The organism is Microbacterium terregens, from assembly GCF_039534975.1.
GTDB classification, from domain to species: Bacteria; Actinomycetota; Actinomycetes; order Actinomycetales; family Microbacteriaceae; genus Microbacterium; species Microbacterium terregens.
On record NZ_BAAAWH010000001.1, the window covers coordinates 1,801,018 to 1,825,903 of the forward strand.

Consider the following 24,886-nt stretch of genomic DNA (forward strand, 5'->3'; position numbering starts at 1 on the left):
CCTGGACTGATGCAGACGACACGATCCGTGCGGCCGTTCGAGGTCGTCAGCGAATACGTCCCCTCGGGTGATCAGCCGCAGGCCATCGCCGACCTGGCGGCCCGCATCAACGCCGGCGAGACCGACGTGGTGCTGCTCGGCGCCACCGGAACAGGCAAGTCGGCGACCACGGCCTGGCTGATCGAGCAGGTGCAGCGCCCGACCCTCGTGCTGGCGCACAACAAGACGCTCGCGGCCCAGCTCGCCAACGAGTTCCGCGACCTGATGCCCAACAACGCCGTCGAGTACTTCGTGTCGTACTACGACTACTACCAGCCTGAGGCGTACGTGCCGCAGACGGACACCTTCATCGAGAAGGATTCCTCGGTCAACGCCGAGGTCGAGCGCCTCCGCCACTCCACCACCAACTCCCTCCTCAGCCGGCGCGACGTCGTCGTGGTCTCGACCGTCTCGTGCATCTACGGACTCGGCGCGCCCGAGGAGTACCTGCGCGCGATGGTGGCGTTGCAAGTCGGCGAGCAGTACGACCGCGATGCCCTGATCCGCAAGTTCATCGCGATGCAGTACAACCGCAACGACGTCGACTTCTCGCGCGGCAACTTCCGGGTCCGCGGCGACACGATCGAGATCATCCCGGTGTATGAGGAGTACGCGATCCGCATCGAGCTCTTCGGCGACGAGATCGAAGCGCTCTACATGCTGCACCCGCTGACCGGCGATGTCGTGCAGAAGCTGGACTCCGTGCCGATCTTTCCGGCCTCGCACTACGTGGCCGGCACCGATACCGTGCATCGGGCGATCGGCACCATCGAAGAAGAGTTGGCCATCCGACTGAAGGAATTGGAGTCGCAGGGCAAGCTTCTGGAGGCCCAGCGCCTGCGCATGCGCACTACTTTCGACCTCGAGATGCTGCAGCAGCTCGGGTTCTGCTCCGGCATCGAGAACTACTCGCGCCACCTCGACGGACGCGCGCCGGGTGAGGCTCCGCATTGCCTGTTGGACTTCTTTCCGGACGACTTCCTCGTCGTGATCGACGAGTCGCACGCGACCGTTCCGCAGATCGGGGCCATGTACGAGGGCGACGCCTCACGCAAGCGCACGCTCGTCGAACACGGCTTCCGCCTGCCCAGCGCGATGGACAACCGCCCGCTGAGGTGGGACGAGTTCAAGAACCGCGTGGGTCAGACCGTGTATCTGTCCGCGACGCCGGGTCGATACGAGATGGGCATCGCGGACGGCATCGTCGAGCAGATCATCCGCCCGACCGGGCTGGTCGATCCGCAGATCGTCGTGAAGCCGTCCAAGGGCCAGATCGATGATCTGCTCGAGGAGATCCGCGTTCGCGCCGAACGTGACGAGCGCGTGCTCGTCACGACGCTCACCAAGAAGATGGCTGAGGAGCTGACGGACTTCCTGAGCGAGCACGGGGTCCGGGTCCGTTACCTCCACTCCGATGTCGACACCCTCCGTCGCGTCGAGCTGCTCACCGAACTCCGCGCCGGCGTCTACGACGTGCTGGTCGGAATCAACCTGCTCCGCGAGGGTCTCGACCTTCCCGAGGTGTCGCTCGTGGCGATCCTGGATGCCGACAAGGAGGGCTTCCTGCGTTCGGGCACGTCCCTCATCCAGACCATCGGCCGCGCCGCACGAAACGTCTCGGGCGAGGTGCACATGTACGCCGACCGGATCACCGACTCGATGAAGGCGGCGATCGGCGAGACGGACCGACGCCGTGAGAAGCAGGTGGCCTACAACCTCGAGAACGGCATCGACCCCACGCCGCTGCGCAAACGGATCGCCGACATCACCGACGTGCTCGCCCGCGAGGGGGCCGATACTGCCGCGCTGCTGTCCCGCCGCCACGCCGCGCTGTCCAAATCCGGCAAGGGGAAGTCGCCCACGCCGCGGCTGCGCCGCGAGGGCATCGCAGCTGAGGGCGCAGACCAGCTCGAGGCGACCATCGCCGATCTGTCGAATCAGATGCTCGCTGCCGCAGGCGAGCTCAAGTTCGAGCTGGCCGCACGTCTGCGCGACGAAGTGCAGGACATGAAGAAGGAGCTGCGGGCCATGGAGCGTGCCGGGCACGCCTGAGCGAGCAGGGTCCGATCACGGGCAGTGCATGAGCGGTTTTGGACCGGAGCGGTCGAACGTGTGCGCCGTCATCGGGTGTCCGCACAGGGGACAGGCCCGGTCCGCGCGTTCGGCGACCGTCGGTGGGGGAGTGCTCTCGTAGGGGCCGACGGCCGCCGGCCCGGCCAGGCGGATGAGATTCGTGTTGAACCACGCGTACCAGCCACCCGCTTGGCGAACCCTCTTGCGCAGCGGCATCCTGTCGTCGGTCATGTGATTAGTGTACTAACTATTCGTGGCCGTAAGATTCAACTATGACCGAGAACGTCCTGGCGCTGGAGAACCAGCTCTGCTTCGCCGTGGTGACCGCGGCCCGCAACGTCGTCGCCCTATACCGGCCGGTTCTCGAGCCGCTCGGCCTGACGCACCCGCAGTACCTGGTTCTGCTCGCCCTGTGGGAGCGGTCGCCGCGCTCTCTCGGTGACCTGGCGGGGGAGCTGGCCATGGAGCCGGCGACGCTGTCGCCGCTGATCAAGCGGCTGGAGTCGCAGGGGCGGGTGACCCGCACCCGGCGCACCGACGACGAGCGCGTGCTCGATATCGCCCTGACTGAACAGGGCGAGGCGCTGCGCAAGGACGCGCTGCAGGTGCCCCATCAGATCATGGAGCGGGTGGGGATGGATTCTGCCGAGATCATGGCCGTGCGCGATGCGCTGGTGCGCTTCGCCGGCCGCGCACCGGTTGCCGCGGCGGGCTGATCGGACAGACCGTGCCGGTCCCCTTGCGGCCCGATGAACACTGCATCGCACTCTTGGCAGACTCGCGGCGGACTCATAGGCTCGACTGAGGTGCAGCGCTGCCCGGCTGATACTCGCGCTGTGTCGCACCGTCCCCATCGGTCTAGCCCCAGAGGATGCGTCATGCGATCTCGGTCAGTCCCACGGTCACACACCGACCACACCACACCGCCCACTCGCCGGCGCTTCGCCGTCGCGGCGATTGCGACCGTCTTCGCCCTCGGCGCGGGCGCGCTCGTCGCACCCGCCGCGCAGGCCGTGGGCGAGGTGAAGATCAACCTGGTCACGGTGAACGACTTCCACGGTCGCATCGAAGCAGTGGCGCCCGCCGGGGGCGTTGCCGCGCTGGCCACCGCGGTGAACCAGGTGCGTGCCACGAATCCCAATACGGTGTTCGCCGCCGCGGGCGACATGATCGGCGCATCGACTTTCACGTCGTTCATCCAGGACGACGTGCCGACGATCGAGACGCTCAACGCTGCCGGCCTCGACGTCAGTGCCGCCGGAAACCATGAGTTCGACCAGGGCTGGGCCGACCTCCGTGACCGCGTGCAGGGTCTTGCGGACTGGGAGTACATCGCGGCGAACGTGTGGGACACCGAGACGAATGACTACGCTCTCGCGCCCTACTGGACCGAGACGTTCGAGGGCGTGACGATCGGCTTCATCGGCGCCGTCACCGAGGAGCTTCCCGCGCTGGTCAGCCCCGCCGGCATTGCGACGCTGGATGTGAACCCTGTCGTGGAGAGCGTCAACGCCGTCGCCGCCCAGCTGTCGGACGGCGATGCTACCAACGACGAGGCCGACGTACTGGTCCTGCTCGTCCACGAAGGCGCTACTCAGCCGACCCTGGCTTCGGCGACCGATCTGAGCACGCCCTTCGGCAAGATCGTCGCAGGCGTGACGGATGAGGTGGACGCGATCGTGTCCGGCCACACCCACCTCGCCTACAACCTGGTTGTCGACGGACGCCCGGTGATCTCTTCGGGTCAGTACGGCGAGCGCTTCAGCAACATGGAGATCCTCGTCGACCCGGCCACGAAGGACATCGTGTCGATGGTCAACACCACGTATGCGATGTACACCGGCGCCGGCACCACCGCGAACCCGTACGTGGCCAATTACACGCCTGGTGCCGCCGAGCAGCCGATCGTCGACCTGGTCACGGAGTCGGTGGCTTACGCCAAGGTTGCCGGAGGCGTGAAGGTCGGCGACATCACGGCGAGCTTCCAGCGCGGGCTCCAACCGCGAACGCCGACGCCGGCCGACCCCGCCACGACTCAGGAGGCGCGCGGCGCCGAGTCGACGCTCGGCAACTTCGTCGCCGACGTGCAACTCGACCAGACGCAGGTGCGTTTCCCTGAAACCGATATCGCGTTCATGAACCCGGGCGGTCTCCGCGCGAACATGACCTACGCGAGCAGCGGCCCGGAAGACCCCGACGGCAACGTGACATACGCCGAAGCGGCCGGTGTTCAACCGTTCGCCAACACGCTCGTGACGATGACGCTCACCGGTGCGCAGGTGAAGTCAGTGCTCGAGGAGCAGTGGCAGCCGGCGGCGGCATCGCGTCCGTTCCTGAAGCTCGGTGTGTCGAAAGGCCTGACGTATGTCACCGACTACACGGCCCCCGCGGGCTCGCGAGTGACGAACCTGGAGTTCGACAGCGAACCGGTCGATCCGGCGGCGACCTACCGGGTCGTGGTCAACTCGTTCCTCGCGTCCGGCGGCGACAACTTCTTCACTCTGGCTGAGGGCACGCAGCGCGCCGACTCGGGTCTGGTGGATCTCGAGGCCATGGTGAGCTGGTTCGCCACGAACGGAGAGGCCTCGCCGGATCTCGCGCAGCGCTCGATCGGTGTGAAGCTTTCCGCGCCCGGCGCCAACGGCTACGGCGCGACGGAGACGATCCAGATCGATCTGTCGTCCCTCGAGTTCACTCAGACGCCGACGCCGGCCGGCACCGTGAGCGTGGCGATCGCCGGCGAGACGGTCGGCACCGCGACGATCGACGCGAGCCTCGTCCCGAACACCGACGAGGCGGGCAGGGCGAGCCTGACGGCGACGATTCCGAGGCGGGTGCAAGGCACTGTGCCGCTGACGATCACGACCCCGACGGGTACGTCCTTCGACATCCCCATCCAGGTCGTGAAGAAGGAGAAGTCCACCCTCGTCGACCGGACCACCGGAGGGAAGAAGGGCGAGCCGCTCTCCATCGTCGTGACGGTGAAGGCCAAGGGCACGCCGACCGGCACGGTGGTGTTGAGCAACGGTGGCACCGTGGTCGGCACGGCGAGTGTCGTTTCCGGCAAGGCCGCATTCGTTCTGCCGGGTCTCGCGCCCGGCCGCTACGCGTTCACCGCGGTCTACTCCGGTGACGCACTGACCCTCGGTTCCGACGCGACCGTTCGGGCGACGGTCCGCTGACGAGCGGGCGTCTGGCAACAGCCCGTGAAGGCGGGGTCTCCGGCGCTCGTGTCGGAGGCCCCGCTTAGACTTATCCGGTGCCCATCGTCCCTGTCGCCGCGCCCGGAAACTCCAGTGGCAAACTGAGTGTTCGCGGCGCCCGCGTTCACAATCTCAAGAACGTCGACCTCGACATCCCCCGCGATTCCCTCGTCGTCTTCACCGGCCTCAGCGGATCGGGCAAGTCCAGCCTCGCCTTCGACACGATCTTCGCCGAGGGCCAGCGCCGCTACGTGGAATCACTGAGCGCGTATGCACGTCAGTTCCTCGGGCAGGTCGACCGCCCCGACGTCGATTTCATCGAGGGACTGAGTCCCGCCGTCTCGATCGATCAGAAGTCGACCAACCGGAACCCGCGGTCGACGGTCGGCACGATCACCGAGATTCACGACTACATGCGCCTGCTCTGGGCGCGGATCGGCGTGCCGCACTGTCCCGTCTGCGGTGAGATCATCCAGCGACAGACCGTGCAGCAGATCGCGGACCAGCTGATGGAGCTGCCTGAGAAGACGCGGTACCAGATCGTCGCACCGGTGGTCTCGCAGAAGAAGGGCGAGTTCGTCGACCTCTTCAAGGAGCTCTCGGCCAAGGGATACGCCCGTGCGGTCGTCGACGGTGAGTTGATCCAGCTCGCCGAACCCCCGGTCTTGAAGAAGAGCTACAAGCACGACATCGCCGTGGTCGTGGACCGGCTCGTCGCCGGCCCGGAAATCCTCAGCAGGGTGACGGACTCCGTCGAGACGGCGCTGGGCCTGGCCGGCGGCATCATGCAGGTCAACTTCGTCGACGAGGAGGGGGATGCCGCGTGGCAGTCGTTCTCCGAGAAGCTCGCGTGCCCCAACGGGCACCCGCTCCAGCTCACGGAGATCGAACCGCGCACCTTTTCGTTCAACGCGCCGTTCGGAGCCTGCCCCACCTGCTCGGGCCTCGGCACTCGCATGTCCGTGGACGTGGATCTCATGCTCGGCGACGACGAACTGTCGATCCGCGAAGGCGTCATCATCCCGTGGACCACTCAGGGCAAGGGTCTCTTCCAGTACTACGAGCGGCTTCTTGAGGGTCTGGCCGCCGACCTCAACTTCTCGCTGGATACCCCCTGGCGCGACCTTCGGTTCGATGTGCAGGAGGCCGTCCTGCGGGGCGAGAACTACAAGGTCACCGTCAAGTGGAAGAACCGGTACGGCCGTGAGATGCGCTATTCGTCCGGTTTCGAGGGAGTCGTGCCGTACATCGAGCGTCAGTACGTGCAGGCCGACTCGGACTCGCAGCGTCAGCGCTGGTCGGAGTACCTGCGCGAAGTGCCGTGTCTGTCCTGCAACGGCGACCGGCTCAAGCCAGAGGTCCTCGCTGTTCTCGTGCACGGGCACTCGATCGCGGATGCCTCGCGCCTGAGTCTGGGCGATGCTCAGGAGTATTTCGCGCAACTCGAGCTCACCGAGCGCGAGGCGAAGATCGCCGCACAGGTGCTGCGGGAGATCCGTGCCCGCCTGAACTTCCTGCTGCAGGTCGGGCTGAACTACCTCAGCCTCAGCCGGTCGGCCTGGTCCCTCTCGGGCGGCGAGGCACAGCGGATCCGCCTCGCCACGCAGATCGGCTCCGGTCTGACGGGCGTGCTGTACGTCCTCGACGAGCCTTCGATCGGTCTGCACCAGCGTGACAACCGCCGGCTGATCGAAACGCTGCTGGCCCTGCGCGATCTCGGAAACACGTTGATCGTCGTCGAGCACGACGAGGAGACCATCCACGCGGCCGACTGGGTCGTCGACATCGGCCCGCGGGCGGGCGTCGACGGGGGCCACGTCGTGCACTCGGGTCCGCTCGCAGACCTGTTGAACGATCCCCGGTCGATCACCGGCGACTATCTGGCCGGCCGCCGGGCGATCCCCACGCCGAGCAAACGCCGTCGAATCGACAAGAAGCGCATGGTGACCGTCGTCGGGGCGCGCGAGAACAACCTCCGCAACGTGACCGTCGACTTCCCGCTCGGCGTGATGACCGCCGTGACCGGTGTCAGCGGCTCGGGCAAGTCCTCACTGGTGAACGGCATCTTGTACGAGGTGCTGGCCACACGCCTCAACGGGGCACGCCGGATCGCGGGCAAGCACACGCGAGTGACGGGCCTGGACAACCTGGACAAGGTGGTGCACGTCGATCAGGCGCCGATCGGGCGCACGCCTCGTTCCAACCCCGCGACGTACACGGGAGTCTTCGACCGCATCCGGGCGCTGTTCAGCGAAACGCCCGAGGCGAAGGTGCGCGGCTACCAGCCGGGCCGCTTCAGCTTCAACGTCAAGGGCGGACGCTGCGAGGCGTGCTCGGGCGATGGCACGATCAAGATCGAGATGAATTTCCTGCCCGACGTCTACGTCGACTGCGAGGTGTGCCACGGCAAGCGGTACAACCGCGACACGCTCTCGGTCCACTACAAGGGCAAGAACATCGCCGAGGTGCTCGAGATGCCGATCGAGGAGGCCGCCGAGTTCTTCGAGCCGATCCAGGCCATCCACCGCTACCTGAAGACGCTCGTCGACGTCGGCCTGGGCTACGTCCGCCTGGGTCAATCGGCGACGACGCTCAGCGGCGGCGAAGCGCAGCGCGTCAAGCTGGCCACCGAGCTGCAGCGTCGCAGCAACGGGCGCAGCGTCTACGTGCTCGACGAGCCGACCACGGGCCTGCACTTCGAGGACGTGCAGCGTCTGCTCGAGGTGTTGAACAGCCTGGTCGACAAGGGCAACACGGTGATCGTGATCGAGCACAACCTCGATGTCATCAAGTCCTCGGACTGGGTCATCGATCTCGGCCCGGAGGGCGGATCCGGCGGCGGCCAGGTCGTCGCGACGGGAACCCCCGAGCAGGTGGCGCAGACGGAAGGCAGCTTCACGGGTGCCTTCCTGGCGGAGGTGCTCGGCATCACCGCGGTGCGCAAGGCCGGGTGAGCATGCCCGCATCCCTGCCCACGGTCGCGTACAAGCCGCGACCGGGCGAGATCCCCACGAACCCGGGTGTCTACCGATTCCGGGATGCCGCGGGCCGGGTGCTGTACGTCGGCAAGGCGAAGAACCTGCGCTCGCGACTGTCGAACTACTTCGCCCCACTGCGCACCCTTCACGAGCGCACCCGCCGGATGGTCACCAGCGCGGCATCGGTGGAGTGGACCGTCGTGGACAGCGACGTGGATTCGCTGCAGCTGGAGTACATGTGGATCAAGGAGTTCGATCCGCCCTTCAACGTCCGCTACCGCGACGACAAGTCCTACCCGTTCATGGCGATCACACTCGCTGATGAGGCCCCGCGCGTGCTCGTCACGCGCAACCACCGCATCAAGGGAGCCAAGTACTTCGGTCCGTACCCGAAGGTGTGGGCGGTGCACGACACGATCGATCTGATGATCAAGGTCTTCCCGATCCGCACGTGCAGCGACGCGTCCTATAAGAAGGCGATGGCCAGCGGTCGCCCCTGCTTCCCGGGGCAGATCGGGCGCTGCGGCGGCCCCTGCTCGATGAAGGTCACGATCGAGGAGCACCGCGCGATCGTCGACGACTTCATCGCCTTCATGGCCGGCGGCGACCAGAGGTTCGCCAAGGAATTGAACGCGCGCATGCGTGAGGCGTCCGCCGCGATGGACTACGAAGCGGCGGCCGTCTACCGCGACCGCCTCGCCGCGATCGACGCGGTGCTGTCCAAGAGCGCCCTCGTGCTGGCCGCCGACACCGACGCCGACCTGTTCGGCATCGCCGAGGACGAGCTGCACGCAGCCGTCCAGCAATTCGTGATCCGCGGCGGCCGCGTGCGCGGCGTGCGGGCGACGACGGTCGAGAAGGAGCTCGACATCACCGGCGGCGAACTGGTCGACCAGGTGCTGCAGCGGGCTTACGGCGACGCCGCGCCCGCCGACATTCCGCGGCAGGTGCTCGTCCCGTCCCTCCCCGATGACGCGGGAGATCTGGAGGTGTGGCTGCGCGACCGCCGCGGCAAGCAGGTCTCGATCCAGGTCGCCCAACGCGGGCGCAAAGCCGATCTGCTCAAGACCGCGACGCTCAACGCGCAGCAGGCGCTGATGATCCACAAGACCCGGCGTACCAGCGACTACGTCGCGCGCACGCAGGCCCTCAGTGATCTGCAGGAGGCCCTGGGGTTGGTCGAGGCACCGTTGCGCATCGAGTGCTTCGACGTCTCGCATCTGAGTGGCACCAACGTCGTCGCGTCGATGGTCGTGTTCGAGGACGGTCTGCCCCGAAAGGATCAGTACCGGTCGTTCGGCGTCCCCGAGACCACCGACGACACGGACTCGCTCTACCAGGTGCTCACGCGCCGGCTGGCCTACCTCGATCGGCCCGAGGAGCAGGCGGACGCCGATGAGGGTACGCGACGGCGACCTCGTTTCGCCTACCCGCCGCAGCTGCTCGTCGTCGACGGAGGAAAGCCGCAGGTCGAAGCCGCTGCCCGCGCTCTCGCCGATGCCGGCCACGAGGAGATCGCGCTGTGCGGCATCGCGAAAAGGCTCGAGGAGGTCTGGATGCCGGGGGAGGAATACCCGGTGATCCTGCCGCGCACGAGTGAGGCCCTGTACCTGCTGCAGCGGCTGCGCGACGAGGCGCACCGCTTCGCGATCTCGCACCAGCGACGGCGGCGTCGCCGCGACATCCACAGCGTTCTGGCCGAGGTGCCCGGCTTGGGCGAGGCGCGCATCAAAGCGCTCCTTCGGCATTTCGGCTCGGTGGCCGCGTTGAAGCGCGCCACCCCGGAGGAGATCACGGAGCTGCCCGGGGTCGGTCCGAAGCTCGCGGCCGCGATTCACGCCCATCTCACGAGTGGGTAGGCTGAAGGGCGACGACGGGGGTGGGAATGACCAACGCTGAGGCAGACGCGCTGGATGCTCCCGTCGATGAGCGTCGCCCGCCCGGTGAGGTGCTCATCGTCACAGGAATGTCCGGCGCGGGCCGCTCCACAGCAGGCGACGCCCTCGAGGACCTCGGCTGGTACGTGGTCGACAACCTGCCGCCGCAGATGCTCCGCCCGTTGCTGGAGCTGACCGAGCTCGCCGCCGGCGCGCTGCCTCGGGTCGCCGTGGTCGTCGATGTCCGTGGCCGCGATCTGTTCGTCGCGCTGCCCGAGATCACGCGGGCGCTGCGGCACGGACGCCCGGTGCGGGTCATGTTCCTGGACGCCTCGGACGAGGTGCTGGTGCGCCGCTTCGAGGCCGTCCGTCGCCCGCACCCTCTTCAGGGCGACGGGACGATCCTGGACGGCATCCGGATGGAACGCGATCGTCTCGCGGCCGTTCGCGAGAGCGCGGACGTCATCATCGACACCTCCGCCTTCAACATCCACCAGCTGGCCACGCAGGTCATCGATCTGTTCTCAGCGGAGGGTGCCGCGCGCCACTCGGTGACGATCATGAGTTTCGGATTCAAGTACGGGATGCCGCCGGACGCCGACCTCGTCGCCGACATGCGCTTCCTGCCGAACCCGTTCTGGAACGACGAGCTGCGCGCCTTCACCGGCGAGAGCGACGAGGTGCGCGAGTTCGTCTTGAGCCAGGAGGGGGCCATGGAGTTCATCGACGCCTACACCGCTGCCCTCCAGCCGGTCCTGGCCGGATACCAGCGCGAGAACAAGGGTCACTCCGTGATCGCCATCGGCTGCACCGGCGGGAAGCACCGATCCGTGGCGGTGGCGCGGGAACTGGCGGCGCGGCTGTCGAGCGTGCCGGGGGTCGCCGTCCGGGTGAAGCATCGTGACCTGGGTCGTGAGTGACCGGGGTCCCGAGTAGGCTTGATCCTCGTTCCCACCCCCAATCCGCATCATCGCTTGCGAGGAGATCCGTGTCGCTGACCGCTGACGTGAAGGCTGAACTGACGGCTGTGCGCGATCCGAGTCCCACGGCTCGAGTGGCCGAGTTGACGTCCCTCCTTCGCTTCTCGGGCGGTCTGCACTCGATCGCCAACCGCGTGGCCGTCGAGGCGGAGTTGGACTCCGACGTACTCGCTCGACGCGTCGCCCGCGACCTCATGGAGCTGTACGGAGTGCGACCTGAGCTCGTGCACGTGCAGGGATCGGGCGCCCGAAACGGCAGCCACTACGCAGTACGCGTGATCGAGGGCGGCGAGACCCTCGCCCGCCAGACCGGACTTCTGGATCAGCGGCGCCGCCCGGTGCGCGGCCTGCCGAACAAGTTGACGACCGGATCCCGCTCCGACCTGGCAGCGATCTGGCGGGGCGCCTTCCTCGCGGCGGGAACCCTCAGCGAGCCCGGCCGCTCGGCCGCCCTGGAGATCACCTGCCCGGCGCCGGAGGCGGCGATGGCTCTGGTGGGCGCCGCGCACCGTCTCGGCATCCCGGCGAAAGCCCGCGAAGTGCGCGGTGTACCGCGCGTCGTCGTCCGGGAGGGTGAGGCGATCCGAGTCGCCCTCGCGCAGATGGGCGCCAGTCGCGCCTCGAGCGACTGGGACCAGATGCGCCAGCGCCGCGAAGTGCGCGCCGGCGTCAACCGCCTGGTCAACTTCGACGATGCGAACCTGCGTCGGTCCGCCCAGGCGGCCGTCGCGGCATGCGCCCGCGTCGAGCGCGCGCTGGAGATCCTCGGCGACGAAGTGCCCGCGCACCTCCGCGAGGCGGGCGAGCTGCGCCTGGCCCATCGCGACGCGAGCCTCGACGAGCTCGGCCACCACGCGGACCCGCCTCTCACCAAGGACGCGGTCGCCGGGCGGATCCGCCGTCTGCTGGCGATGGCCGACAAGAAGGCCGAGCAGGACGGTATCCCCGACACCGAGGCTGCGGTCCCGGTGGGCGCCGAGGACTGAGCGCCCGGCCGCGCCGCATCAGTAGGCTAGACACGTCACGCTCGCTGCGTCGAGGAGTATCGGCGCAGCGCCGATAGGAAGAAGAGAACATGGCGAACTACACGTTGCCCGACCTCCCCTACGACTACGCCGCTCTTGAGCCGCACATCAGTGCGACGATCATGCAGCTGCATCACGACAAGCACCATCAGGCGTACGTCACCGGCGCCAACACCGCCCTCGAGCAGCTTGCCGAGGCCCGCCAGAGCGGCAACCTCGCGAACGTCAACAAGCTGCAGAAGGACCTCGCCTTCAACCTCGGCGGGCACACCAACCACTCCATCTTCTGGACGAACCTCTCCCCGGACGGCGGCGACAAGCCGACCGGCGAGCTCGAGTCGGCCATCGGCGACTTCTTCGGATCCTTCGATGCGTTCCAGGCCCAGTTCACCGCCGCCGCGCTCGGCGTCCAGGGCTCGGGATGGGCAGGCCTGTTCTGGGACTCGATCGGCCAGAACCTGATCATCCAGCAGTTCTTCGACCAGCAGGGTCAGATCGTGGCCGGCACGGTGCCGCTGCTGCTTCTGGACGTCTGGGAGCACGCGTACTACCTGGACTACAAGAACGTCCGCGCCGACTATGTGAAGGCGTTCTGGAACATCGCGAACTGGGCAGACGTCCAGTCGCGCTTCACCGCCGCCCGCGAGAAGACCTCGGGCCTGCTGGTACTGTCATAGCGAGTGGGCGTCCCGGCGGGGTGCCCCCGCCGGGACGCCGTTGTCCACCCCTGCAACCGCATCAAACGCGCTGTCGCGCACCACATATCTCAGGAGAATCTCCGTGGCTGTCAAGATCGGAATCAACGGCTTCGGCCGCATCGGACGCAATTACCTCCGCGCGGCGCTCGCGCAGGGTGCAGACCTGGAAATCGTGGCGGTGAACGACCTCACCGACAACAAGACCCTCGCTCACCTGCTGAAGTACGACTCCGTGAGCGGCCCCCTCGGCGAAGAGGTCTCGTACGACGAGGACTCCATCACCGTCGGCGGCAGGAAGATCAAGGTCTTCGAAGAGCGTGACCCCGCCAACCTCCCCTGGGGCGAGCTGGGCGTGGACATCGTCATCGAGTCGACCGGCCGCTTCACCAACGCAGAAGACGCGAAGAAGCACATCGCCGGCGGTGCCAAGAAGGTCCTCATCTCCGCACCCGCCACCGGCGACGACGTCACGATCGTGATGGGCGTGAACGAGGGCGAATACGACCCGGCCACCGACGTCATCATCTCCAACGCGTCCTGCACCACGAACTGCCTCGCACCGCTCGCGCAGGTCTTCAACGACGCTTTCGGCATCGAGCGCGGCTTCATGATGACCGCGCACGCCTACACGGCCGACCAGAACCTGCAGGACGGCCCGCACAGCGACCTCCGTCGTGCGCGTGGTGCCGCGATCAACATCGTCCCCGCCTCGACCGGCGCAGCCAAGGCCATCGGCCACGTGCTTCCCGAGCTGAGCGGCAAGCTCAGCGGCTCGTCCTACCGGGTGCCGGTGCCCACCGGCTCGATCGTGGACCTGACGCTCATCACCCCCACCGAGGGTCTCACCGTCGACCAGGTCAACGCCGCCTACAAGGCCGCCGCGGCCGATGGGCGACTGGTCGGGTACCTCGAGTACACCGAGGATCCCATCGTCTCCAGCGACATCCAGGGCAACCCGCACTCGTCGATCTTCGATTCGGAACTGACGAACGTCAGCGGCAACCTGGTCAAGGTTTCGGCGTGGTACGACAACGAGTGGGGCTACTCCAACCGTCTCGTCGACCTCACCGAGTACGTCGCCGAACGCCTCTAAGCGATCATGCCTCTGCGCACCCTCGACTCGCTGGGTTCGCTCGCCGGCAAGCGGGTCATCGTCCGCTGCGATCTCAACGTCCCCCTGAAGGACGGCGCGATCACGGACGATGGCCGCGTGCGAGCGTCGCTTCCCACTCTCAACGCGCTCATCCAGCAAGGTGCCCGCGTCGTGGTCTGCTCGCACCTGGGTCGCCCTGAGGGCGCCCCTGACGAGAAGTACAGCCTCGCACCGGTCGCGCAGCGGCTGTCGGAGCTGCTCGGCAAGCCGGTCGCGTTCGCGCTGGACACGGTGGGGGAGTCCGCCTCCGATGCGGTGGCCGCACTCGAAGACGGCGACGTCGCGGTGATCGAGAACCTCCGATTCAACCCCGGAGAGACCGCGAAGGACGACGCCGAGCGCCGCGCCTTCGCCGAGCAGCTCGCGGAACTCGGCGACGTGCTCGTCTCGGACGGTTTCGGAGTCGTGCATCGCAAGCAGGCGAGCGTCTACGAGCTCGCCGAGATCCTGCCGTCCGCTGCCGGGCTGCTGATCGCGGCCGAGCTCGACGTCCTCGACCGTCTGACCGAGAACCCGGAGCGCCCCTACACCGTCGTGCTCGGCGGCTCCAAGGTCAGCGACAAGCTGGGTGTCATCTCGCACCTGCTCCCGCGGGTGGACCGGCTGCTGGTCGGGGGCGGGATGCTGTTCACCTTCCTCGCCGCCCAGGGCCACCGCGTCGGCGCAAGCCTGCTGGAGGCCGACCAGCTCGACATCGTGCGCCAGTACGTGAAGACCGCAGAGGAGACCGGGGTCGAGATCGTCCTGCCGACCGACGTCGTCGTTGCGTCGAAATTCAGTGCGGATGCCGAACACGTCGTGACGGCCGCCGACCGGATCGAGGACACACCGTTCGGTGCGTCCGGTCTCGGGCTGGACATCGGGCCCGACACCGCCGCACGTTTCGCGGAGGTCATCCGCGACAGCCGGACGGTGTTCTGGAACGGCCCCATGGGCGTGTTCGAACTCGCACCGTTCGCAGCCGGCACGAAGGCAGTCGCACAGGCTCTCACCGACGTGCGTGGACTGAGCGTCGTCGGCGGCGGCGATTCGGCCGCGGCCGTGCGTCAGCTGGGATTCCAGGACGATCAGTTCGGTCATATCTCGACGGGCGGCGGAGCAAGCCTGGAATTCCTCGAGGGCAAGAAGCTCCCCGGACTGGAGGTCCTCGGATGGCAGTGACAGGTCGCACCCCGTTCATCGCGGGCAACTGGAAGATGAACCTCGACCACCAGCAGGCGATCGCGTTCGTGCAGAAGCTGCACTGGTCGCTCAAGGAGGCCAAGCACGTAGAGGGCAGTGTCGAGGTGGGGATCTTCCCGCCCTTCACCGACCTGCGGACCGTCCAGACGCTGCTGGACGCCGACAAGATCTCTTTCGCGCTCGGCGCGCAGGATCTGTCCACGAAGGACTCCGGCGCATACACCGGCGAGGTCTCCGGGGCCTTCCTGGCGAAGCTGAACTGCGGGTACGTCATCGTGGGACACTCCGAGCGCCGCGAATACCACGATGAGACCGACGAGGTTGTCGCTGCGAAGGCGCAGGCGGCGCTTCGCCATGGGCTTGTCCCCGTGATCTGTGTCGGTGAGACGTCCGAGGACCTGGAGAAGTTCGGCGCCAGCGCCGTCCCCGTCGGGCAGCTCGAAGTCGCGCTCGAAGGCCTGCCGTCGGAAGCGGATATCGTCGTGGCTTACGAGCCGGTCTGGGCCATCGGCTCGGGCCAGGCCGCCACACCCGAGCAGGCGCAAGAGGTCTGCGCGAAGCTGCGCGACGTGATCGCCGCGAAGCTGGGACCGGACGCCGCCCAGCGGACACGCGTCCTGTATGGCGGATCGGTGAAGTCCACGAACATCGCGAGCTTCATGCGTGAACCCGACATCGACGGTGCACTGGTGGGCGGGGCTAGTCTGGTTGTGGGCGAGTTCGCGGCCATCGTCCGCTATCAGAAACACGTCGGCGTCTGACCGCGCTTATACTGGGGAATCGTGCGCCCGTCTCTCGGGCGCGGTGAAAGGCTTAGATCTGTGCAGATCCTAGAGTTCGTCCTGCAGGTGCTCCTGGGCATCACCAGCCTGCTGCTGACACTTCTCATCCTGCTCCACAAGGGACGCGGCGGCGGTCTGTCCGACATGTTCGGCGGCGGCATGACGTCTGCCCTGGGCTCCTCGGGCTTGGCTGAGCGCAACCTCAACCGGTTCACCGTCGTGCTGGCGCTCGCATGGTTTGTCTCGATCGTGGCCCTGGGGCTCCTGACGAAGTTCGCGAGCGTCTGATGGCCAGCGGAGGAAATGCCATCCGCGGAACGCGGGTCGGCGCGGGTCCCATGGGCGAGCAGGATCACGGCTTCCACGCCGAGCGCATCGCCATCTCCTACTGGGATGCCCTCGGCAACGAGACCGTCCGCCACTTCGCGGCAGGTATCCCCGAGGAGGAGATCCCGGAAACCATCGACTCGCCTCACTCGGGCCTCCCGGCCGGGCGTGACAAAGAGAACCCGCCCGCGCTGGCGAAGTCCGAGCCGTACAAGACCCACCTCGCCTACGTGAAGGAACGCCGTACCGAGGAAGAGGCCGAAACGCTTCTGGATGATGCGCTCAAGCAGCTGCGAGACCGCCGCGGGCAGGAGTAGATCCCCGCGGACGGGATCTCGATACGGCGCTGGCGCGCCTACTGGATCTTGACCCGGCGCGCATCAAGGCGGGCTTCGCTCGCATTGATCCGCGACGCGTCAATACTCCTGATCGATCAGCTCGGGCGGCACCTGCGATGCCGCAGCCTGGTCGACGAAGAAGACGGTGCGCTTCCGACCCTTCGCCCCGGCCACGGGCACACTCGCGTAGCTCGCGCCCGCCAGTGCGAGTCCGAGCGCGGAGGCCTTGTCGGTACCTGACAGCACGAGCCACACCCGCTGGGATCCGTTGATGACCGGCCGGGTCAGCGACACGCGGTCCGGCGGGGGCTTGGGCGAGTCGCGCACGGCCACAGCCACGCGGTCGGTGATCAGGATCTCGGGGCGGTCGGGGAACAACGAGGCGATGTGCCCGTCCGGTCCGACGCCCAGGAAGCAGATGTCGAAGGACGGCCACGGCGTGCCGTCCGCCTGCGGGTAGCGCGCCAGCTCTGCGGCGTACCGTTCAGCCGCTTCCTCCAGCTCGATGCCGTCATCCGTGGCGGCGACCGCGTGGATGTTCGCGGCCGGGATCGTCAACGAGTCCAGCAGAGCCGCTCGGGCCTGCCTCTCGTTGCGCTCCTGGTGATCGCGCGCCAGGAACCGCTCGTCGCTCCACCAGAAGTGAACGCGGGACCAGTCCACCCTGTCGCGGCGCGGGTGCCTCATCGCGGCGACGAGCACCGCGGATCCCATCGAGCCACCGGTGAGGGATACGTGGACGGTGCGCCCGCCCGCTCCCCGCTTGGCGAGGCGGTGGACCAACCGCGCGGCGACGGACTCAGCGAGAGCGGCCGGATCGGGGCTGATCACAACCCGCTTCTCGATGATGAATTCAGCCATGCGTCTCCGTCGCGGGTTCCAAGAGTTCGAGACCCTCCGTGATGACTCGACCATACAGGACGTCAGGATCGAGACTGCGAAGCTCCTCAGCGAGGCACTCGCGGAGGCTGCGGCGCGGGAAGGCGAGGTCGTGGGTCGGCTGCCCCGGCTGTGTGAGCACCGCGACGGCGGGGCTCGGCCGCTCCAGGAGGGTCACGCCGCTGGGACGCTCCAGCCGGACGGATTTGATGCCGCCGGCCCACTCGTCGTGCGAAAGGTATTCGTACTTCACGTCGACGTCCAGCTTCAGGCGCAACCACGCCGCCAGCAGCGCCGTAGAGGGCGAATCCCACGCTCCGCGCACTTCGACGGCCGTGACAGGTTCGTAGGGCGGCTGGTCCAGCACCGCCGCCAGCTGCTCTCGCCAGCGGGTGATGCGGGTCCATGCGAAGTCCGTGCTGCCGGGTGCGTAGTGCGCGCCGAGGGTGCTCAGCCACGCGGCCGGATCCTTCTGTGCGGAGGCGTCCGTGATGCGGCGCTGCGCGATGCGCCCGATCGGCGAGGTCGACAGGACCTCCGGCGTCTCCGCCGGCCACCACGCCACCACCGGCGCATCCGGCAGGAGGAGGCCGGTGAGGAGGCTGTCGTGACTGGATGCCACGGGCCCCTGCGCGTGCAGGACGATGACCTCGCTGGCGCCCGCGTCTCCGCCCACGCGAATCTGGGCATCCAGTCGCGGCGGGCTCTTCTGGTCGCCGAGCATGATGACGATGACGCGCATGGGGTGTTCGCGCGAGGCATCGTTGGCTGCTTCGATGGCCTCTTCCTCAACGCCTCGCCGGGTCGCGATGATCAGGGTGAGCACGCGACCCAGAGCGACCGCGCCGCCCTCTTGGCGGACGTTGACCAGCGCCTTGGAGATCTTGCTCACGGTCGTATCAGGCAGGTCGATGATCATGGTCGCCTCCACGAGCGTCCGTCGCGAGCGAGCATGGCGTCGGCGGATGCCGGACCCCACGAACCGGGCGGATACTGTTCGAGCGGGCCGCCCTCCTGCTCCCAGAAATCCTCGATCGGGTCGAGGATCTTCCAGGAGAGCTCGACTTCTTCATGCCGAGGGAACAGCGGCGGATCGCCCAGCAGGACATCCAGGATGAGTCGCTCGTACGCTTCGGGGCTCGCTTCGGTGAACGCGTGGCCGTAGCCGAAGTCCATCGTCACGTCGCGGACCTGCGCGCCGGCACCCGGCACCTTCGACCCGAAGCGGATGGTGACGCCCTCGTCGGGCTGAACACGGATGACCAGCGCGTTCTGCCCGAGTCCGGAGGTCTGCCCGCGAGAGAACAGCAGTTCCGGCGCACGTTTGAAGATCACCGCGATCTCGGTGACTCGACGGCCGAGCCGTTTGCCGGTGCGGAGGAAGAAGGGCACACCTGCCCATCGGCGCGTGTTGATCTCGAGGGTGATCGCCGCGTACGTCTCCGTGGTCGAGTCCGGCTTCATGCCGTCCTCTTCGAGGAAGCCGAGCACCTTCTCGCCGCCCTGCCACCCGCCCGCGTACTGTCCGCGCGCGGTCGAGGCGCTCAGATCGTGAGGAAGCGAGACCGCGGCGAGCACCTTCTCCTTCTCGGCGCGCAGGTCCTTGGCATCGAAGGAGATCGGCTCTTCCATGGCGGTCAGCGCGAGCAGCTGCAGGAGGTGGTTCTGGATGACATCGCGGGCTGCGCCGATGCCGTCGTAGTATCCGGCACGGCCGCCCACGCCGATGTCCTCCGCCATGGTGATCTGCACGTGATCGACGTAATTGCGGTTCCAGATCGGTTCGTACAGCTCGTTCGCGAAACGCAGCGCGAGGATGTTCTGAACCGTCTCCTTGCCGAGGTAGTGGTCGATCCGGAAGATCGAGTCGGCCGGGAACGCGGACCGCAGGGCGTCGTTGAGCGATCTGGCCGAGGCCAGGTCGTGGCCGAACGGTTTCTCGATGACGACGCGTCGCCAGCGCTCCGGCTGGTCGGCGGTGTCATCGACCAGCCCCGAGTCCTTCAGCTGCTTGGCGACCTGCGGGAAGTCCTTCGGGGGGATCGAGAGGTAGAACGCGTGGTTGCCCATGGTCCCGCGCTCCACGTCGAGCTTCTCGACGGTCTCGCGGAGACGGCGAAACGCATCCGGGTCATCGAACTCGCCCGGGACGAAGCGGATGCCCTGGGAGAGCTGTTCCCAGGTCTCTTCCCGGAACTCCGTGCGGGAGTGCTCCTTGACGGCGTCCTTCACCACCTGCGCGAAGTCCTGATCCTCCCAGTCCCGGCGTGCGAAGCCGACGAGTGCGAAGCCCGGCGGCAGCAGACCGCGGTTGGCAAGGTCGTACACGGCCGGCATGAGCTTCTTGCGGGAGAGGTCGCCCGTCACACCGAAGATCACCAGCGCGCTCGGCCCGGCGATCCGGTTGAGGCGAAGATCCTCGGGGTCGCGCAGCGGGTTATGGCCGCGTGAGATCTCGACGGTCATTGCGCAGCCTCGAACAGCGTGAGCACCTCGGCCTGTGGATCGGTGAGCGTGAGGGTGACCACGGGGCGTCCGTGACCGGCGAGGACGGCGGCATCGCCCGCGGCCTGCGCCTGGATCAGCTCCCCGAACGTGAAGGGACGCCCGGGGATCTCCAGGTCGACGTCGGTCTGCTCCAGAATCTGCAGGAAGACGCCGACGGCCGGACCGCCCTTGTGGAACTGGCCGGTGGAGTGCAGGAAACGCGGTCCCCACCCGAAGGTGGCAGGCCGTCCCGAGTCGGCGGCGACGAGTTCGCGAAGCCCTTGCAGCTGCGGCAGGCGCAACCGGTCGACGTACGCCTGGACGGACACGTAGCCGTCCGCGGGCAGCCGCGCCCAGAGTGCGTCCAGGACGCCCGCGACCGTTCCGGACGCCGCGAGGGTCGGATCGGAGACGCGAACCTCGACGCCGTCGACGGTGAACGCGGGGTCGGTGGCTTCGGGCCGCGCGTCGAGGAGTCCGCGGGTGGCGATCTTGGCGGATTCGACGTCGGGCTGATCGAACGGGTCGATGCCCAGCATCCGTCCCGCGATCGCTGTCGCGTACTCCCAGACGACGAACTGCGCGCCCAGGGAGCCGCTGACCAGGACCTCGCCCTCGTGCCGCTCGCGGAAGTGGAACTCGTTCGCCTCGTCCACGAAGCGCACGATCTGCATGTCTGCCGGCGTGCTGTCGGCCTCGGGGGAGACGGGCAGGAGCACGACGGGCAGGATGCCGGTGCCGTCCTTGCCGGTGGACTCGGCGATGAGCTGTTCGATCCAGTCCGGCAGGCCGACGATGTGCGTCCCGTCGGTGATCAGGCCCAGCTTGTCGCGCCGCGGGTTTCCGCCGGCGATCGCCGCAGCCAGCACCAGAGCGGGATTGTCGGCGCTGTCGATCGCGACCTCCAGCAGCGACGCCTCCGCCTCGTCGAGCAGCTCGGAGATGTCGACACCCGCGAGCCCGGCGGGAACCAGCCCGAAGGCGGTCAGCGCCGAGTAGCGTCCGCCGACCGTCGGATCCGCAGTGAACACGCGGTATCCGTCTGCGCGTGCGCGCTCATCCAAGGGCGAGCCGGGATCGGTGACCACGACGATGCGCTCGGCCGGGTCGATGCCGAGGTCGCGGAACGCCGCCTCGAAGGCGCGCTTGGCCGAGTCGGTCTCAACGGTGGAACCGGACTTCGACGAGACGACCAGCACGGTCTGCTCGAGCCCGCCGGCCTCGGCGTCGCCGTCGATCGCAGCCAGGACCTGGCTGGGTGCGGTCGAGTCGAGGATGACGAGAGGAACCCCGGCGGTCTGCGCGATCACCTCGGGCGCCAGCGAGGACCCGCCCATGCCGGCCAGCACGACGCGGGTCACGCCACGGGCGACCAACTCGGCGCGGAGCGCCTCGATCTCCGGAACGAGCGGCCGCGAGATCGACACCGCCTGCACCCAGCCCAGACGATCGGATGCGCCGGCCTCGGCATCCGGACCCCACAACGAGGCATCGCCGGCAGTGATGCCGGACGCCACGAGGTCGGCGATCAGGCCAGGGAGAGTGTCTTGGACGACGGACTTGACATGCCCGGTCAGGTGGATCTCAAGGCTCATCGGCCGGACTGCGCTGCCTCGAGAGCGTTCTTGACGGTGGCCTGAAGCTCGTGCCAGGAGGTGATGAACTTCGACACTCCCTCGTCCTCGAGCAGCTGGGTGACATCGGCGAAGTCGACGCCGACGCCCGCAAGCCTGTCGAAGACCTCGTGTGCGCCGGCGTAGGCACCGGTCACGGTGTCGCCGGCGATCACGCCGTGATCGAACGTCGCCTCGAGCGTCTTCTCGGGCATCGTGTTCACGGTGCCCGGCGCGACCAGTTCGGTGACGTACAGCGTGTCGGGCAGGGCCGGGTCCTTGACCCCGGTCGAGGCCCAGAGCGGCCGCTGGACGTTGCCGCCCGCATCGGTCAGCGCCTTCGCCCGGTCCGTCGCGAACTCGCGTTCGAACAGCTCGTAGGCCAGGCGCGCGTTCGCGACGCCGGCCAGGCTCTTCAGCCCCGCGGCCTCCTCGGTGCCGATCGCCGTGAGGCGTTTGTCGACCTCGGTGTCCACGCGCGAGACGAAGAACGACGCGACGGAGTGGATTCCGGACAGGTCGTACCCGGCCGCTTGAGCCTGCTCGAGACCGGCCAGGTACGCGTCGATGACCGCGGCGTAGCGCTCCAGGCTGAAGATCAGGGTGACGTTGACCGAGATTCCGGCTCCGATCGTCTCGGTGATCGCCGCCAGGCCCGCTTGGGTCGCCGGAATCTTGACGTGGATGTTGGGGCGATCGACCTTGGCCCACAACTCCTTGGCCTGCGCGATGGTCGCCGCGGTGTCGTAAGCCAGATCGGGGGAGACCTCGATAGAGACGCGACCGTCCACTCCGTTCGTATCGTCGTACACGTGCCGGAACACATCGGCGGCGGCGCGGACGTCATCGGTGGTGATCTCGAAGATCGCCTCATCGGCGGTCGCGCCGCGATTCGCGAGCACGCCGACCTGCCCGGAGTACGCCTGCGAACCGGAGCCGATCGCCCCCGCGAAGATCGTCGGGTTCGTGGTGATTCCGGACACATTGCGGGTGGCGATCAGATCGGCCAGGTTGCCGGTGACGATCCGATCGCGAGAGAGGTCGTCCAGCCAGATGCTGACGCCCTCGGCGACGAGGTGTGCGGTGGGGGTGCTCATGAGTTCTCCTTAAGAGTCTCGCGTGCCGCCTCGACGACGGCCTCGGCGGTGACGCCGAACTTCTCGAACAGGGTCTTGTAGTCCGCCGATGCGCCGAAGTGCTCGATCGAGACGCTGCGGCCCCGGTCGCCGACGAGGGCGCGCCACGGCAGCTTGATGCCCGCCTCCACGGACACGCGCGCTCGCACGGACGAGGGCAGGACGCTCTCGCGGTAGTCGAGGTCCTGCTCGTCGAACCACTCCAGCGACGGAGCGGACACGACGCGCGCCTGCACGCCCTCGGCGGCGAGCGTCTCGCGGGCGGCGACCGCGAGTTGCACCTCGGAGCCCGTCGCGATGAGGATCACGTCGGGTGCACCGCCGGGCGCCTCGGCCAGGACGTACGCGCCGCGCACGGCGCCCTCGGCGGACGCGAACGTGTCGCCGGATGCCGCGCCCTCGCCTCGCTCGAAGACGGGGATGTTCTGACGGGTCAGTGCGATCCCGGCGGGACCGGCGTGCCGGCGGAGCATCTCGAGCCAGACGACCGCGGTCTCCGCGGCGTCGCCCGGGCGAACCACGGTGAAGTTCGGGATGGCGCGCAGAGCGGCCAGCTGCTCGATCGGCTGATGGGTCGGGCCGTCCTCGCCGAGGGCGACGGAGTCGTGCGTCCACACGAAGATGCTCGGGATGTTCATCAGCGCGGCCAGACGGACCGGCGGGCGCATGTAGTCGCTGAAGATCAGGAACGTGCCGCCGAAGGCACGGGTCGGCCCGTGCAGGACGATGCCGTTGACGATCGCGCCCATCGCATGCTCGCGGATCCCGAAGTGCAGCACACGGCCGTACGGGTCACCGCTCCACTCGTGCGTGGACCACTCCTCGGGGATGAACGAGTTCGCGCCCTTGATCGTCGTGAGGTTCGACTCGGCGAGATCTGCGGAGCCGCCCCACAGCTCGGGAAGCTCGGCCGCGAGGGCGTTGATCACCGCGCCGGACGCCGCGCGCGTGGAGACATCCTTGCCGGGCGCGAAGGTCGGCAGTGCCGAGGCGATGCCCTCGGGCAGTTCGCGGGCGTTCATCCGGTCCCACAGCGCCTTGCGCTCCGGGTTCGCCGCAGCCCAGGCATCGAAGCGCTCCTGCCACTCGGCATGAGCCGTCGCACCCCGCTCACCGAGAGCACGCGTGTGCGTGAGCACATCCTCGGGAACGACGAAGGTCTCGTCGGGGTTCCAGCCCAGCACCTTCTTCGTGGCGGCCAGCTCGTCCGAGCCCAGGGCGGATCCGTGGATCTTGCCGGTGTTCTGCTTGCCCGGTGAGGGCCATCCGATGATGGTCTTCAGGATGATGATGGACGGCTTGGCGGTCTCGCCCTTGGCCGCCTCGAGGGCGGCGAACAGCTCTGCGGCATCCTCGACGTACTGACCGGTCTTCTTCCAGTCCACCGTCTGCACATGCCAGCCGTACGCCTCGTATCGCTTGGCGACGTCCTCGGTGAAGGCGACGTTCGTGTCGTCCTCGATGGAGATCTGATTCGAGTCGTAGATGACGACGAGACTGCCCAGGGACTGATGCCCGGCGAGGGAGGACGCCTCACTGGTCACACCCTCCTGCAGGTCGCCGTCACTGGCGATCACGTAGATCATGTGGTCGAACGGGGAGGTGCCCGCGGGGGCCTCCGGGTCGAACAGGCCGCGCTCGTAGCGGGCCGCGTACGCGAAGCCCACCGAGGAGGCCAGGCCCTGACCGAGCGGACCGGTCGTGATCTCGACCCCGTCGGTGTGGCCGTACTCGGGATGCCCCGGAGTCTTGGACCCCCATGTGCGCAGGGACTTCAGGTCGTCCAGCTCGAGTCCGAAACCGCCCAGGTAGAGCTGCACGTACTGCGTGAGCGACGAGTGGCCGGCCGACAGGACGAAACGGTCGCGACCCGGCCAGTGCACATCGGCGGGATCGTGGTTCATCACGCGCTGGTACAGCAGGTAGGCCGCCGGAGCGAGACTCATCGCCGTCCCGGGGTGGCCGTTGCCCACTTTCTCGACCGCGTCCGCCGCCAGCACGCGAGCGGTGTCCACCGCGCGCCGATCGATTTCATCCCAACGCAGATCCGACACCGGGCCGCCTTTCTCAGAAGAAGTGCACCCGGGTCCGCTGACCGCGCCGCAATCGGAGCAGC

General features: G+C 67.7%; 20 protein-coding genes. 13 read left to right on the forward strand and 7 right to left on the reverse strand.

Annotation, left to right across the window (positions count from 1 at the left end):
• Positions 1-9: 9 nt before the first annotated feature.
• Positions 10-2,091 carry an excinuclease ABC subunit UvrB gene (gene uvrB, locus ABD655_RS08180; RefSeq protein ID WP_344713081.1) on the forward strand — a complete coding sequence of 694 codons (2,082 nt, stop codon included), beginning with the start codon at positions 10-12 and terminating at the stop codon, positions 2,089-2,091.
• 15 nt (positions 2,092-2,106) lie between these two features.
• On the opposite strand, the gene ABD655_RS08185 is transcribed toward uvrB, so the two are convergent.
• Positions 2,107-2,343 (reverse strand): hypothetical protein, encoded by a 237-nt coding sequence (locus tag ABD655_RS08185; RefSeq protein WP_344713083.1) that lies wholly within the window; start codon positions 2,341-2,343, stop codon positions 2,107-2,109.
• A gap of 41 nt (positions 2,344-2,384) precedes the next feature.
• Between ABD655_RS08185 and ABD655_RS08190 the strand changes: the two genes are divergently transcribed.
• From ABD655_RS08190 to ABD655_RS08245, 12 genes are all read left to right on the forward strand, one after another.
• Positions 2,385-2,828 carry a MarR family winged helix-turn-helix transcriptional regulator gene (locus tag ABD655_RS08190; RefSeq protein ID WP_344713084.1) on the forward strand — a complete coding sequence of 148 codons (444 nt, stop codon included), beginning with the start codon at positions 2,385-2,387 and terminating at the stop codon, positions 2,826-2,828.
• 162 nt (positions 2,829-2,990) lie between these two features.
• A complete protein-coding gene (locus tag ABD655_RS08195) occupies positions 2,991-5,294 on the forward strand; it encodes a 5'-nucleotidase C-terminal domain-containing protein (RefSeq protein WP_344713086.1) in 2,304 nt (767 codons plus the stop codon).
• A 77-nt stretch (positions 5,295-5,371) separates the two neighbouring features.
• A complete protein-coding gene (gene uvrA / locus ABD655_RS08200; RefSeq protein WP_344713088.1) occupies positions 5,372-8,269 on the forward strand; it encodes an excinuclease ABC subunit UvrA in 2,898 nt (965 codons plus the stop codon).
• 2 nt (positions 8,270-8,271) lie between these two features.
• Entirely contained in the window at positions 8,272-10,152 is a 1,881-nt protein-coding gene (uvrC, locus tag ABD655_RS08205; protein ID WP_344713090.1) for an excinuclease ABC subunit UvrC, read from the forward strand.
• A gap of 26 nt (positions 10,153-10,178) precedes the next feature.
• Positions 10,179-11,090: an RNase adapter RapZ gene (gene rapZ / locus ABD655_RS08210; RefSeq protein WP_344713092.1), complete on the forward strand. Its 912-nt coding sequence runs from the start codon at positions 10,179-10,181 to the stop codon at positions 11,088-11,090.
• A 68-nt stretch (positions 11,091-11,158) separates the two neighbouring features.
• Complete coding sequence (whiA, locus tag ABD655_RS08215) at positions 11,159-12,136, forward strand: DNA-binding protein WhiA (RefSeq protein ID WP_344713094.1); 978 nt, start codon at positions 11,159-11,161, stop codon at positions 12,134-12,136.
• Positions 12,137-12,225: 89 nt separating this feature from the next.
• A complete protein-coding gene (locus ABD655_RS08220) occupies positions 12,226-12,852 on the forward strand; it encodes a superoxide dismutase (RefSeq protein WP_344713096.1) in 627 nt (208 codons plus the stop codon).
• 103 nt (positions 12,853-12,955) lie between these two features.
• Positions 12,956-13,966: a type I glyceraldehyde-3-phosphate dehydrogenase gene (gene gap / locus ABD655_RS08225; protein WP_344713098.1), complete on the forward strand. Its 1,011-nt coding sequence runs from the start codon at positions 12,956-12,958 to the stop codon at positions 13,964-13,966.
• A gap of 6 nt (positions 13,967-13,972) precedes the next feature.
• Positions 13,973-15,187, forward strand: a complete 1,215-nt coding sequence (locus ABD655_RS08230) for a phosphoglycerate kinase (protein WP_344713100.1) — start codon at positions 13,973-13,975, stop codon at positions 15,185-15,187.
• Positions 15,178-15,969, forward strand: a complete 792-nt coding sequence (gene tpiA / locus ABD655_RS08235) for a triose-phosphate isomerase (protein WP_344713102.1) — start codon at positions 15,178-15,180, stop codon at positions 15,967-15,969. The genes ABD655_RS08230 and tpiA overlap by 10 nt, the downstream gene beginning before the upstream one ends.
• A 60-nt stretch (positions 15,970-16,029) precedes the next feature.
• Positions 16,030-16,278, forward strand: a complete 249-nt coding sequence (gene secG / locus ABD655_RS08240; RefSeq protein WP_344713103.1) for a preprotein translocase subunit SecG — start codon at positions 16,030-16,032, stop codon at positions 16,276-16,278.
• Positions 16,278-16,634 carry an RNA polymerase-binding protein RbpA gene (locus tag ABD655_RS08245; RefSeq protein ID WP_344713104.1) on the forward strand — a complete coding sequence of 119 codons (357 nt, stop codon included), beginning with the start codon at positions 16,278-16,280 and terminating at the stop codon, positions 16,632-16,634. Before secG ends, ABD655_RS08245 begins: the two co-directional genes overlap by 1 nt.
• Before the next feature lie 99 nt (positions 16,635-16,733).
• Here the strand turns inward: ABD655_RS08245 and pgl are convergent, their stop codons facing one another.
• From pgl to tkt, 6 genes are read right to left on the reverse strand one after another with little or no spacing between them, the layout of a single operon-like run.
• A complete protein-coding gene (pgl, locus tag ABD655_RS08250; protein WP_344713105.1) occupies positions 16,734-17,516 on the reverse strand; it encodes a 6-phosphogluconolactonase in 783 nt (260 codons plus the stop codon).
• Positions 17,509-18,453, reverse strand: a complete 945-nt coding sequence (locus ABD655_RS08255; protein ID WP_344713107.1) for a glucose-6-phosphate dehydrogenase assembly protein OpcA — start codon at positions 18,451-18,453, stop codon at positions 17,509-17,511. The genes pgl and ABD655_RS08255 overlap by 8 nt, the downstream gene beginning before the upstream one ends.
• Positions 18,450-20,000 (reverse strand): glucose-6-phosphate dehydrogenase, encoded by a 1,551-nt coding sequence (gene zwf / locus ABD655_RS08260; protein ID WP_344713108.1) that lies wholly within the window; start codon positions 19,998-20,000, stop codon positions 18,450-18,452. The genes ABD655_RS08255 and zwf overlap by 4 nt, the downstream gene beginning before the upstream one ends.
• On the reverse strand, positions 19,997-21,616 hold the full coding sequence (locus ABD655_RS08265) for a glucose-6-phosphate isomerase (RefSeq protein ID WP_344713110.1): 1,620 nt from the start codon (positions 21,614-21,616) through the stop codon (positions 19,997-19,999). Before ABD655_RS08265 ends, zwf begins: the two co-directional genes overlap by 4 nt.
• Positions 21,613-22,731 (reverse strand): transaldolase, encoded by a 1,119-nt coding sequence (tal, locus tag ABD655_RS08270; RefSeq protein WP_344713112.1) that lies wholly within the window; start codon positions 22,729-22,731, stop codon positions 21,613-21,615. Before tal ends, ABD655_RS08265 begins: the two co-directional genes overlap by 4 nt.
• Positions 22,728-24,824, reverse strand: coding sequence for a transketolase (gene tkt, locus ABD655_RS08275; RefSeq protein ID WP_344713114.1), 2,097 nt, complete (start codon positions 24,822-24,824; stop codon positions 22,728-22,730). Before tkt ends, tal begins: the two co-directional genes overlap by 4 nt.
• Positions 24,825-24,886: the final 62 nt, after the last annotated feature.

Bases quoted from the DNA above. Each gene is read 5' to 3' on its own strand.
- tpiA (WP_344713102.1), top strand. From the start codon at position 15,178: ATGGCAGTGACAGGTCGCACCCCGTTCATCGCGGGCAACTGGAAGATG.
- ABD655_RS08185 (WP_344713083.1), bottom strand. From the start codon at position 2,343: ATGACCGACGACAGGATGCCGCTGCGCAAGAGGGTTCGCCAAGCGGGT.
- ABD655_RS08195 (WP_344713086.1), top strand. From the start codon at position 2,991: ATGCGATCTCGGTCAGTCCCACGGTCACACACCGACCACACCACACCG.
- tal (WP_344713112.1), bottom strand. From the start codon at position 22,731: ATGAGCACCCCCACCGCACACCTCGTCGCCGAGGGCGTCAGCATCTGG.
- uvrB (WP_344713081.1), top strand. From the start codon at position 10: ATGCAGACGACACGATCCGTGCGGCCGTTCGAGGTCGTCAGCGAATAC.
- rapZ (WP_344713092.1), top strand. From the start codon at position 10,179: ATGACCAACGCTGAGGCAGACGCGCTGGATGCTCCCGTCGATGAGCGT.
- uvrC (WP_344713090.1), top strand. From the start codon at position 8,272: ATGCCCGCATCCCTGCCCACGGTCGCGTACAAGCCGCGACCGGGCGAG.
- ABD655_RS08255 (WP_344713107.1), bottom strand. From the start codon at position 18,453: ATGATCATCGACCTGCCTGATACGACCGTGAGCAAGATCTCCAAGGCG.
- pgl (WP_344713105.1), bottom strand. From the start codon at position 17,516: ATGGCTGAATTCATCATCGAGAAGCGGGTTGTGATCAGCCCCGATCCG.
- ABD655_RS08230 (WP_344713100.1), top strand. From the start codon at position 13,973: ATGCCTCTGCGCACCCTCGACTCGCTGGGTTCGCTCGCCGGCAAGCGG.
- ABD655_RS08220 (WP_344713096.1), top strand. From the start codon at position 12,226: ATGGCGAACTACACGTTGCCCGACCTCCCCTACGACTACGCCGCTCTT.
- ABD655_RS08265 (WP_344713110.1), bottom strand. From the start codon at position 21,616: ATGAGCCTTGAGATCCACCTGACCGGGCATGTCAAGTCCGTCGTCCAA.
- zwf (WP_344713108.1), bottom strand. From the start codon at position 20,000: ATGACCGTCGAGATCTCACGCGGCCATAACCCGCTGCGCGACCCCGAG.
- ABD655_RS08245 (WP_344713104.1), top strand. From the start codon at position 16,278: ATGGCCAGCGGAGGAAATGCCATCCGCGGAACGCGGGTCGGCGCGGGT.
- ABD655_RS08190 (WP_344713084.1), top strand. From the start codon at position 2,385: ATGACCGAGAACGTCCTGGCGCTGGAGAACCAGCTCTGCTTCGCCGTG.